Annotated in this window: 8 protein-coding genes; 2 read left to right on the top strand and 6 right to left on the bottom strand. The window is 46.7% G+C overall.

Annotated elements, in window-relative coordinates:
• Window positions 1-38 precede the first annotated feature (38 nt).
• The 5 genes from V1358_RS09120 to V1358_RS09100 all read right to left on the bottom strand — a co-directional run bounded on the left by V1358_RS09120 (window position 39) and on the right by V1358_RS09100 (window position 5,614).
• Window positions 39-494, bottom strand: coding sequence for a methyltransferase family protein (locus tag V1358_RS09120; RefSeq protein ID WP_347393319.1), 456 nt, complete (start codon window positions 492-494; stop codon window positions 39-41).
• Between the two features lie 17 nt (window positions 495-511).
• Window positions 512-2,704, bottom strand: coding sequence for a tetratricopeptide repeat protein (locus V1358_RS09115; RefSeq protein WP_347393318.1), 2,193 nt, complete (start codon window positions 2,702-2,704; stop codon window positions 512-514).
• Window positions 2,705-2,972: 268 nt separating this feature from the next.
• On the bottom strand, window positions 2,973-3,758 hold the full coding sequence (locus V1358_RS09110; protein ID WP_347393317.1) for a hypothetical protein: 786 nt from the start codon (window positions 3,756-3,758) through the stop codon (window positions 2,973-2,975).
• A 65-nt stretch (window positions 3,759-3,823) separates the two neighbouring features.
• Entirely contained in the window at window positions 3,824-5,005 is a 1,182-nt protein-coding gene (locus V1358_RS09105; RefSeq protein ID WP_347393316.1) for a BamA/TamA family outer membrane protein, read from the bottom strand.
• Window positions 5,006-5,188: 183 nt separating this feature from the next.
• Window positions 5,189-5,614 carry a serine protease external chaperone gene (locus V1358_RS09100; protein WP_347393315.1) on the bottom strand — a complete coding sequence of 142 codons (426 nt, stop codon included), beginning with the start codon at window positions 5,612-5,614 and terminating at the stop codon, window positions 5,189-5,191.
• 79 nt (window positions 5,615-5,693) lie between these two features.
• On the opposite strand from V1358_RS09100, the gene V1358_RS09095 reads away from it, so the two are divergent.
• Window positions 5,694-9,677 carry a rhombosortase-dependent M36 family metallopeptidase gene (locus V1358_RS09095; RefSeq protein ID WP_347393314.1) on the top strand — a complete coding sequence of 1,328 codons (3,984 nt, stop codon included), beginning with the start codon at window positions 5,694-5,696 and terminating at the stop codon, window positions 9,675-9,677.
• Window positions 9,678-9,739: 62 nt separating this feature from the next.
• Here the strand turns inward: V1358_RS09095 and rimI are convergent, their stop codons facing one another.
• On the bottom strand, window positions 9,740-10,831 hold the full coding sequence (gene rimI, locus V1358_RS09090; protein WP_347389666.1) for a ribosomal protein S18-alanine N-acetyltransferase: 1,092 nt from the start codon (window positions 10,829-10,831) through the stop codon (window positions 9,740-9,742).
• Between the two features lie 73 nt (window positions 10,832-10,904).
• Between rimI and V1358_RS09085 the strand changes: the two genes are divergently transcribed.
• A complete protein-coding gene (locus V1358_RS09085; RefSeq protein WP_347393313.1) occupies window positions 10,905-12,356 on the top strand; it encodes a RimK family ATP-grasp domain-containing protein in 1,452 nt (483 codons plus the stop codon).
• Window positions 12,357-12,415: the final 59 nt, after the last annotated feature.

Here is a 12,415-nt window from a genome sequence, read left to right as displayed (position 1 = left end):
TAACACCTCTCCCACTGGGCCTTGTGCCTAGTGGGTTTTCAAATCCACCGCCTTACTTTTGTGCAGTACTTGACGTACTCATCTTTAAATATCTCTTGTAATACCTTTTCTTCAGGCTTGATTTGATGTTGGTTAAGATAAAGTACAAAAACGGGTAGCCAAATTAATGCCACATAGTTACCTAGGAATACTCCCCAACCGAACAGCATAAGCAAAAATCCCACATACATAGGGTTTCTGCTATATCGATAGAGACCATGGGTTACTAGGTGCGAAGATTGCTCGGGTATGCGCGGATCGACCGTTGTCTGGGCAAGGCGAAATTGCACTACGGCAACTAAGGCGCATACACCCCCAAGCAATGTCAATGCACTACTAATTAACTCACGTAGTGGCACCGTTATGTGTGCATCAGGGACTTTGAAAGCCGTGAAAAACATGACCCACAGTACAATCAACACCACTAATAAAGGTGGAACACGGAGCGTTAACATAGCGAAGCTTTTAGCCTTTAGTTGCCTGACACACTTTGCATCATAGTTAACTTTTGCACTAAAGCTTGTATTTGCGGATCATTAGGAACCAGCTGTTGTAGCTTACTCGCAAAGCGCAATGCCTCTTTGTAGTTTTGCGCACTAATATGAAGTTGCACAAGCGTGTAGCACAAATCAGGGTTGTTCGGATTGAGCGCAAATGCTTTTTCTAGTTGCGTCATAGCCTGTTGGCGTTCACCCATTTCATTGAGCAGCAGCCCGTACGTGTAAATATGATTGACTGAACCGTATTTAGCAGCGATTTTTAAATGATCTTTCGCTTTCTTTCTGTCTTTTTGGCGGACCCAACTCATCGCCAAAGCGTAGTGCACATCGGCATTATTAGCATCAATCTCAAGCGCTTGCTTCAATACCTTTTGTGCCTGTTGTTCATTGCCTAGACGACGATGTAGATCAGCTAAATTCACGTACGCAGGAATATAAATTGGTTCAATTTCAATACCTTGCTCATAGTGTGCTTTTGCTTCATCCGGTTTACCTAATTCCAGCGCTAAGTTACCCAAATTAGTGTGGCTGCTACTGCGCTCAGCATTAAAACGTTCTGTTTGTCGGTATTCCTCTAGCGCTTTTTCTAGCTGCTCACGCTCCTTACCTTTGAGGTTGTCTGGAAAAGGAACGCTGAGTAAACCAGCAAGACTGCGCGCAGCCTCTGTGCGAATGGCGAGTCGAGGGTCTGAGAGTAGAGGCTGCAATAATCGATAACGCTGCGCGGGTGTGAATCCTTGTGCGGCACTGATTGCTCCCAATCGCTTTAGTGGCTCTTCGTCTCTGACGGCGCGACTAATAGCGACGAGGGTGTTTTGATCTGGGAAATTACGCATCCGTGCTAAAGCAGAAGCACGAATAATATCTGTGTATTGGCTGTTTTGCGCAATACGTGTGAGCAGCTGTGAAGCATTGGGTAGGCCTTGGTCAGCGGCATGGAATGCCAACGAAAAGTGTTCGCTACCCATTCGTGTGCTATCTGGATGCCAAGATTTAATTGCACTTACTGCCCATTGTGGCGTTTTGTCTTCGTGACAGGTATTACACGCATTCGGTGCTTGGGTTTTTATGGTTAAGTCTGGGCGTGGTACACGAAGGCTGTGATCCCGACGTGGATCGACCTGCATGTAAGTGGTTTCAGGCATATGGCAATCAACACACTGACTGCCCGCAATACCAGGGGAGTGACCATGATGCTGTTTACTATCGAACTGCTCGGCGCTGTGGCATTGGGTACAAGTTTGGTTACCTTCAAGTTTTAGTTTGCCCGAGTGGGGATTGTGGCAATTGCTGCACGTAACACCTGCGGCGAACATCTTGCTTTGCAAAAATGACCCCCACACATAGTCCTCATCAAAAATTTGCCCGTCGACATGATAGAGCTCCGGAGTCACTAATGATGGGCGAAATAAATCGAGAAAATCTTTGCTGTCATCCCTTGGGGCTAATTGAGCTCGGCGTGAATGACAAGTGGCACACACTTGTAACTGCTCTGAGTAAGTTTGTTCACCTACAGCCTGCATGGTGCCATCGCTTTGTTGCGTAAATAAGGCGACTTGTGTGCCTATGTTATTGGCAAAACCTTTATTTTTTATCTCTTTGTCACCTTTTGCCCAAGCCAAATGTTGATTGCTATCACCATGGCAAGCGCCACAACTTACGTTGACCTGTGAATAGCGTGACGCAAATTGTTTCTTGTCCAAATCGTAGTTCTTTTCAAAATCCGTGCTGTGGCAATCAGCACACATGTGGTTCCAATTTTGTCCCATTTGGGTGTGATGAAACTCATCATTTGGCATTTGATCTGGATGCAGCACAAACCATCTTTGTCCGCCTTGTGCTTTAGTTCTGCTGTCCCAAGCTAGGGGTATAAAAGCATAGCCACCGCGTTCATCAGCTACCATGTATTGCTGCAGCGGCTCATAGCCGAAGGTGTATTTGATTGTTTGCTTTTTTATGCCTTGTTCAGGGTGTTTTGTAGTGATGAAAAATGTGCCATTGTCTTGGCTGAGGGTCAAAGACGCACCTTGGTAATCCACTTTCTGTCCGTCAAAGGCGCCGAGCACAAATTCCGGCGTTGCGGGGTTCATAGCATGATAATGGTGCGAACTTTGCCAATCTTGAACTTGTTCGCTATGACATGATTGACATGTTTCTTCGGCCACAACGTGTGTTGCGAAAAGTATCAATATTAATGTGAGAAAAAATCTAGCCGCGCCTTCGTGCATGAAGTTGATGTCCCTTGAATTCGATTACGAGCGCTCAAACTGAGATGTAAGAACGTGAATCTCTAAATTATCGTTTGATACACTTTAGTGCAACGTTTTTCAAAGAAATAACATGGTTTTAGAGATGAGTGCGCGGGTGTAGTCAAATACTCAGAACAACTAAAAAAGGGAGCGTTCAGCTCCCTCGATTGGTGTAACTCGAGCTTTATAACTGGTAGTTGAACTCAATACGATGATCGCCATCGAATACATCCACATTTTCATTCCAGTTGGCAAAATAGCGAACGTTCATGCGTGGGTTTATTTGGTAGCTTGCAGAGAATTCATGGGTGAGAATGTTACTTTCATCTCGGCCATAGTAGTTATCACGGTAAGTACTTGAGCCAGTGAATGTGGTTAGCCAAAACGGGTTGTAGTTGAGCCAAACTTTATCTGTGATAGTGATTTTCGAGTACATACCAATCAAACCGTAGGTGCCCATAAAAGAGTAGCCATCATCGATTGAGCCATCTTTTTGGCGCTCATCTTTACCGATGGAGGTGCCCACGCCTGCAAGGGGAAAGAGGGTAACAGGTCCCATAGGTTTTAGCGCTTGAATCATGGAATAAGAAATATCAGCGCTTTCGTCTGCTACCAAGTTACCGCGAAAGTTATAGTTCACATCTATTTGTGTCGCACGCATGTTGGTTAGCTTTACGCCAAAGTTTCGAAAGCGCAAAGAGTCGAGAGATTGTGTGGTGCGACTGTCAGAGCGCCAACCCAACGTGTCACCTAATATGCCTTTTGCCTCCACGACAAACTGCGCTGCGGTGGTGTTATCACCGGTATCGTAGGCTTTACCTAGCTTAAAGTTGAGACCTTTGTCGGTAGACCCCACACCCACTTGAGTGTATATAGCTAGCGGGTCAGACATGTCTTGAACATCGTCCTGTTGTGCATATGCTGTCGTACAAAGTGCTGCACAACTGACAGAGAGAAGCGTTTTTAGCATGTGATTTCCTTATTACATTCCTGAACCAACTCAGTCAGGATTTGGTGACTTAAGCCTAGTGTGTTTTACCAACTGCTTCCAGCTTGAATATAAAATGCGTTTTCTTCCGGGCCATGGGCTACATCGATCCCCATGCGTACACCGTAGCGCTGTGAAACTAGGTAGCGAAAGCCCGCCCCAAATGTCACACGTGAGCTGGCATCGTTTAAATCGCCCCAACTGTTGGCTGCTTTACCAATGCCACTAAAGCCCAGCACTTTCCAATCCGGCGTTAAATGGTAGCTTAGCTCAGCTTCTGCAACGATCACATCTTCGCCTTGATAGCGAGATTTAGGGATACCGCGTAAATCAATAAATGGTAGAACATAGACTGGCAGTGCGGTGTCGCCTTGGTTACGCACACCTTCGTAATCCACGCGCAACCCCATGCGGGTTTTATCACCCAGATGCCAATAGTTTAAACCGGATAAAATATAGCTGTGGTAGTCAGTATCGCTGCCAATGGCATCGTCAAAAACGAGATATTCAAAGTGGTAGTTGTAGCCCTTTTCTGGATCAAATGGACTATCTGTTGAGTCATATTCAGCAATCAAACCTAAACCTGAGGTGTTATTTTCAAGTTCCAATTGCTCTAAAATGGAATTCAACTCATCAAAAAAACGTCCTTCGTAAGATTTGAACGGAGATTCAGCAAGGCCGATATCCACATGACGAAATGTCTGTTTTGCGCCGACAAACCAATTGCTGTCGTTGATTCGCCAACTAAGGGTCTGCAACATTGCAGGACCCTTTAAATTCAATTTAATAGGGTCAGCCAAATCAATTCCTGCAACGCTGTAGAAATCGAGATTGATATCGCCGTAACCGACGAACCCTTTATATCGCACGGTATCTTGTTGCCAATAGCCAATATGCCCAAACCCTAGCACCATGCTTTTATTTCGTGTGTATGCACCACCGACTAAGGTGATACCTGTAGGCATCATCGGAGTGTCTGAGGTTGCTACGTTTTTATTTTCATCTGAATCATGGAAAAACAACATCGCGCCACCTAGCCCTGCGCCTACAGCAGGCTCAGTGATGATGGTGGGTACCGGTAACATGGTGATTGGCTCTTCAGCCGAGGTATCTTGAGTCGTCGCGGTATTGGCTTGTTCGGCATGGGCAAGTGATGCTGTGCCAACCCAAGTTAATACGCTAACCAATGAGAAGAGAAGAGAGTAGGTGTAAAGCTTATCCGTGCGCATGGGGTCTCTTTGTCTGTATTTTAAGCAAGTCAGTATACCAAGCAAATACACGCTTTAATATTCCTTTTTGAACGAAAATAAACCATCGAGATTGAAATTTGAACTTCTAAATTTCGAAGTTTAATTCGTATTTTATTGAATACTATATCATTGCCAAATTCGTCAAGCTGGGTACATCAAGTGTCACATTGTCGGCACAGCTTTGTCTATTGGCGAGTAGTCTATTTGCAGCTCTGCAATCTGAATTTGTGGTAATGCTTTGAGTTGTTGCAATGCGACCGCGAGATCGCCCTCATCTTTTAAAGCTAGGCTATAAGTAGAGTCTTGGCGCTGTTCAATGTTGAATTGCGCTTCGAGTTCTCCAATGGGTAGTTGTTTACTCACGACGATGATATCACCCGTCACCACACCATATTCCTGCATCGATAGATTAAAGACCTGAACACCTTGGTGTAGTTTATCTGCTTGCCAGCGGATTTTATCGCCATTGTTATCTAAAGTGTGTATGTTTGTACCCGACTTTATGGGAGGTTGATCATCCGCACTGTTAGACTCGCCATTACACGCGGCTAACGCTAAACAAACTAACAAAAACAAAGGTGATCGCATTACTACTCCAGTTGGGTATAACAAGAATGATGTCTACATTTAAGTTAGACCGACGACGAACACAAAAGCAAGGTGATTTATGGAAAACAACACACGACGTAACGCGCGTTTGCACTGCTCAAGGACGGCACTGAGTTTGGCGGTAGTTTTGGCGCTAACAGGTGTTCAAGTACACGCACAATCAGCGGATAACCTAGCTGATTCATTTCAGGCAGTGTCCAATAAACCTGTGACGCTATCCCAAGCCCAGCAGCAACTTGCTGCCAAGCGAACTCAAATTGGTTTGTCATCGCATTTCGATGCTCAACTTAATCGCGCCACCTTCGTTTGGGCACCACAAAAGCAAACGCTGAGCGCTGTTGCTAGCAAGTCATTGCCAGATACAGCGCACATGTACATGCAGCAGTTGTCCGGTTTAAATGCCCGTAAAATGGCGAATGTCGACACCCAATTGAGCGACTGGCATGACACCGGTAAGGGTGCGGTTATTGCTCGTTATCAACAATATGTGCAGGGGATCGAAGTATTTAATCGCCAGTACAACGTGATGCTCAACAAGCAAGGCGGGCTAGTCGCAGGATCAGGGTATTTCGCTGATGTGCCGCAACAGGCTCAATATTTCACCGCGCTTGATGCATTCTCAACCCCAGAACAAGCTCTGCGCATTGCCCTAAGTCAGTTTTCTGATGCCGAAGTGCAACTTGATGCGCAGCCGAAGCAAGGTCAGTATCTTCATTATAATGCTCGCCCCACAGCGCAAGAGCACTTTAGCAACATTCGCGTAAAACCCGTTTTTTACCCATTGAATGGACAATTGCTCGCTGCACATTATGTAGAGATTGAGCGCAAGCCAGCGGCATCGTTAGAAAGTGATTACTTTGCATTTGTAATCGACAGCTCTACAGGTAAAACCCTGTTCAAAAAGAATCTGCAATCCCATGCCACGCCTTATAATTATCGCGTTTACGCAAACACACAAACGGGTTATCCGCTTGAAGGCCCTCATGGTGACGTGATCCCTGCGGATGGACCAAATCAAGTTGATGAAACCGATGTATTAACAGCACCGTTGGTCAGTCTTAGTTACTACTCAAGCTTATCAACACAAGACCCATGGCTCAGTGACACTGCAACGCAAGCCTCGGGGAATAATGTCTACGCGTACGCCGACATTGTCGCACCTCAAGGCTTTAGCGAAGGTGATATAACAGCTCAAACCACCTCCGCGTTTACTTTTGATTACCCTCTCGACCCAAGTGCAGACCCAAGCAGTGAAGGGAATATCAAAGCGGCTATTGTTAATTTGTTCTACATGAATAACTTCCTGCACGACGTATTCTATGACTACGGTTTCAATGAAAGTGCCGGGGTAGCACAGCTAGATAACTATGGTCGTGGTGGTGTGGATGGTGACCCGATTGAGGCGCAGGCCCAAGATTACAGTGGTTTAAATAATGCCAATATGGCCACGCCAGCTGATGGTGGTCGCCCGCGCATGCAAATGTATTTGTATGACTCAAAAGACATTGCCGTGGGCGCAGATTACGGTGTGGTCGGCCCAAGTGGCACATTATCGTCATCGCAACGCTCGCAGTTCGGGCCTGCAGAGTTTGACGTCAGTGGTGTGTTGGCGCGATTTAACGACGGGAACAACACCGACTCTGGCAGCATTTATGATGGTTGTGAGGCGCCTGTTGATGCCAGCACCCTAGCGGGGAAAGTCGCCATTATTGAACGCGGCAGTTGTAACTTCACAGTGAAAGTTAAAAACGCCCAAGATGCAGGGGCCATCGCTGCCATTATTACCAACAATGTTGATGATGGCACACCGGCGCCAATGGGGGGAGCTGATGCGACCGTCACTATCGCCAACATGGGCTTAAACTTTGCTGATGGGCAATCACTATATAACGCGCTTGGCGGGGCGGATGTGAATGTGCGTTTGTTCAGTACGCGTGCGCTCAAAGATGGTACTTTCGACAACGGCATAATTGCCCACGAATGGGGCCACTACATTAGCAATCGCCTAGTAGGTAACGCATCAGGGTTATCAAATTTCCAAGGTCGAGCGATGGGTGAAGGTTGGGGCGACTTCCACTCATTACTCTTTATTGCTAAAGCGAGTGATGCACAAATTGTTGGCAACAGTGATTTCTCCAAGCCTTACGCAACAGGAACGTACGTAGAAGATTTTTACTTTGGCATTCGCCGTGTACCCTATACACCAAATCAAGATATTAACCCTCTGAATTTTAGACATATTACTGAAGGTGCTGGCGCGGATGTAGGTTTGCCGCCTACCTTTGTAGGCTCGCCGCATGCCCCAGGAGAGTTATGGGCAACAGTGTTATGGGACAGCTACGTGGCGTTAATCAACGAGCACGGTTTCACTGAAGCGCAAGATAGAATGATGCGCTACTTAGTTGGTGGCTACAAGATGACACCGAATGCGCCTTTATACACTGAGGCACGGGACGCCTTGTTTGCAGCTATAGCCGCCGAAAGCAGCAGTGACTATCGTTTAGTACTCGGTGCGTTTGCAAAACGCGGTATGGGTTTGGGCGCAGTGTCACCCGAACGCTACAGCGATACGCTAGAAGGGGTTGTCGAGTCGTTTGAGACTGAACTTGCTGCCTTTGCAGTGCAAGAGGTTGCATTGGATCCTGAAGGTAGTAGTTATTGTAGTGCTGACGGCTTCTTAGATGTCGGTGAGGTGGGTACTGTGTCCGTGAAAATCACCAACACAGGCAGTGAAACCCTGACCAATGTGCCTGTGCAGTTTGAAATCTTATCAAACCAAGGTGTGACATTAGGTGATGGCGGTATGTCTAGCGTCGCCCGAATCGAGCCTTTTGCTACGGCATCGAGTACACCCATTACGCTGGCGTTAAACAGTGCGGATATCGCCAGCGAATTACAAGTGCAGGTGAGCTTTCCTGAAAAAACAGTGGGTGACAGCACCGTTGAACCCGCCAGTGAAATAGGCCGTTTTGTGGTGCAACTGGCGTTCGAAGATGCGCCGCTCAATGCCAATGCGCAACAAGATACGATGGAAAGTGCGGTACTCAGCAAGCAAAATCTTCCATTGGTGTTACTCAAAGAGTCAGCGCTAGCAGCCTCGACGCTCAGCTTTGACAATTCAGAACAAATTGATGAGTTTGAGCTTGGCCCGGTGGATCTTGGCGACCAAAGTTTGTTCTTGAATAACAACGACTATGAGTCGGATGTTGCCCTAACTACCCGAGCCTTCACTGTGGCTACAGGCAGCGATTTCTCCGTTTCATTCTGGCATTACTATGCACTTGAGCAAGATTGGGATGGTGCCGTCATCGAAATCAATGTTGATGATACTGGCTGGCAAGATGTGACTGCTGCTGGTGGGACATTCAGTGTTGGTTACGATAGTGTGTTGTTCGATAACCCAGCACAATCGTTGCAGCAGCGTGAAACCTTTACGGGCCGCAATGAAGCTGGTGGCATCAAAGGTAATCAAGAGCAAATTGATTTTGCCCAGACACTGGCTGGTAAGCAGGTGCAACTGCGTTTTCGTATCAGTAGCGATGGCAACACCGCTGATGCTGGCTGGTGGATTGATAACCTGATGTTATCGGGCATCGATACGCCCGCATTTTACACTGTCGTCGCACCCGATACGTCAGTTTGTGATAATCGCCCGCCAACGGTGAATGCGATTGCAGCGCAAACTGTTAATGAAGGCGCGCAGGTGTCGATCGCTGCGCAAGCTCAAGATGCGGATGGCGACACATTGACGTATCAATGGCAACAAACGCAAGGTACCGCGGTGACGCTGAGTAATGATACGAGCGCAACCGCTAGCTTTACGGCACCAGAGGTTACAGCGACAGAGGTATTAGCGTTTAAAGTGACCGTCAGTGATGGTACAGACAGTGTTGAGCAAACGGCACAAGTTACGGTTAACAATGTAGCACCGCCAGTTGTTACGCCCGATCCCGAGCCTCAGCCTGAGTCAGGCGGTTCAGGGTCTATGGGGTGGTTTGCACTGCTTGGCTTTGCTGCAATGCGTTTGCTACGTAGGCACTAAGTCGTCAATTCAAGCAAAACAGACCAAGGTTATTTATAAACCCTTCAACCTTGTTGAGGGGTTTATTTATTTGGGTAAATGACCACACATGCAGTGTGCTTTTGTTTGCCAAAGCCGACTATTTGATTGAGCGCTTTTTTACCAATGGGCACGTTGGCAGCGGAAACTGCATCTCCCGGTTCTTCAACGAGCGGATCATGGAAGTAAAAGAATTGCTCATTCATACCACACAGTACTATCCAATGTGGCTCTTTAGCGCCATTGAAACGAAACGTACTAATAAGCAACAACACCGCGGCCCCTTGTTCAATCCACAGCTCAATTTGCTCTGTCGTCGGTGGTGCCGTATTCACTTTGATATCGGTTTGTTGGAGTTGATCTTCAAAGTCTTCATGCACCAACTCAATAACGGATTTTTTTACAGGGTCTCTAACCGAATGAATAAAGGGTGTGCCCTGCGAGTGAGACCATAACTCCACGGCAAAACCGCGGCGATGTGCAGCCAGTGCCAAGCCTTGACCACTGCACCCACCATGGCCGCCTGCCATAAAGATGGTGGTGGCTTCGCGCCATAACTGCACCTCGTTTTTGCGCGTTAATGCCAGAGGGTGTTTGAGCGCTGAAAAGCTCATTAACAAACACGCTGCGCCACAGGTAAATGGCAGTGTTTGCACATACAAGGGCATGGTCAACGCCGTGCGTGGTCCAGGGGTGCCCAGACGCTTTTGCATACGCAGCCCATCGGCGAGATCATCATAGTAATGTATGAGGGTTTTTAATGGTTTAAATCCATGTTTTTCATACAGTTTTATGGCTGAAAAATTATCTTCCCTAACTTCTAGTCTTAGCGTAATGTATCCACGTTCAACCGCGCTTTTTTCACAGTGTGAAAGCAGCTGTTCGCCCACGCCTTGACCTCGAAAATCAGGTGATACAGCGATGGAATAGAGCCGTGCAAGTTGTGTGGCCTGATTGAAAAGTAACAGGGCGTATCCTGAGAGTTTATCGTCAGCACATGCTATAAGAAGCATACTGTGTTCGGATTGAATAAACCGCTTCATTTGACGGCGACTGATCATGTCAGTGCTGAACACCTTGTTTTCAAGGTGCAGTAAATCGTCTAAATCAGAAAGTAGGGCGCAACGGTATTCCATAAGACCTCAAAGACGCGCATCGAAGTTGTCATTTAAAAGCAAAAATTGATATCTCTCAATAGGAATTATAGTCATGGCAAATATTCTCATTGTTACTGACGAATCTACAGACTGGAAAGACTACTTCCCATCTGAAAAAGTTGTCACCGTCAATGAGTACCTCACTAGTGGTGCCTTTACCGAAAGTAAAAGCATGCAGGTCATTAATCTTTGTAAATCATATGATTACCTCAGCAGTGGTTACTACTGCTCGCTGATGGCTGAGGCGCGAGGTCATCGCGTTATCCCGAAAGTCATGACCATTAATGACTTGGACCAACAGTTTATGCTGCGCCTCAAACAAAGCCATTTTGAGCGCCATTTTAACGACCAAGACGAAGTACAAGCGATGATCTATTTTGGCCGCACAACGGTGCTAGGGTTGGAAAGGGTCGCGCAGCAAGTATTCGAGCATTTCATGATCCCAGTGCTCAAAGCGTGTTTTATTCGCGTTAATGGCAAATGGCAGTTAGCGTCTTTGGAGGCGTGCGCCTTTCAATCACTTGCGGACGAAGAACAAGACTTCTTCGGTGAGTCACTGGAATTGTTCTCGCAAAAAGTGTGGCGCAGTAAGCGAAAAAGTAAAAAGTATCGGTACGATATCGCGATGTTGGTGGACCCGAATGAAAAAATGCCACCGTCTGACCCTAAAGCGTTACGCCGATTTCAACGCGCCGCCAACCGTATTGGTATCAACATGGAAGTCATCGGCCCGAACGATTTAGCGCGCTTAGGCGAGTTCGATGGTCTGTTTATTCGCGCCACTACCAATATTGCTAACTTTACCTATAAGTTTGCAAAAACTGCGGAAAATCTTGGCCTTGTGGTGATGGACGACCCTGATTCAATCGTCAAATGCACTAATAAAGTGTTCCTCACAGAGTTGTTAGCTGTTAACAAGGTACCGATGCCAAAAAGTGCCATCATGCGTGCTGGAGCAACGGAAATGCTCGAAGAAGCCGCGAGTCGAATCGGTTTCCCGATGGTGTTGAAAGTACCGGATGGGGCGTTCTCTATCGGCGTAGTGAAAGTTAAAGATCACCAGGAGTTGCGCATACAGAGCGAAAAAGTATTTGAAAAAAGCGCCTTAGTGTTGGCGCAGGAGTATCTACCGACTGATTTTGATTGGCGTATTGGGGTACTTAATCGTCAGCCAATTTATGCCTGTAAATACATGATGAGCCGCGGTCATTGGCAGATTTATCAACACCATGACAGTGGCAGGGTGAGCTCGGGTGGCTTTGAAACCTTGGATGTTAAAATGGTACCCAAATGTGTACTGGATGCGGCAACCAAAGCGGCGAATTTAATTGGTTCAGGTATTTACGGTGTCGATGTTAAAGAAATTGATGACCGCGCATACGTGATTGAAGTCAATGACAACCCTAGCATAGATCATCATATTGAAGATGCCTTGCTCGGTGACTTACTGTATGACCGTATAGTCACTGAGTTTTTACGTCGTATGCAAATGCGTGGTTTCTGATTTAGTCGCATTAAGTTGCTGATTTAAAATAAAAAACCTCACTAAAGTGAGGTTTTTTT

It is taken from the genome of Pseudoalteromonas pernae (genome assembly GCF_039831865.1).
GTDB lineage: Bacteria > Pseudomonadota > Gammaproteobacteria > Enterobacterales > Alteromonadaceae > Pseudoalteromonas > Pseudoalteromonas pernae.
This window is presented reverse-complemented; position numbering and strand designations above follow the sequence as displayed.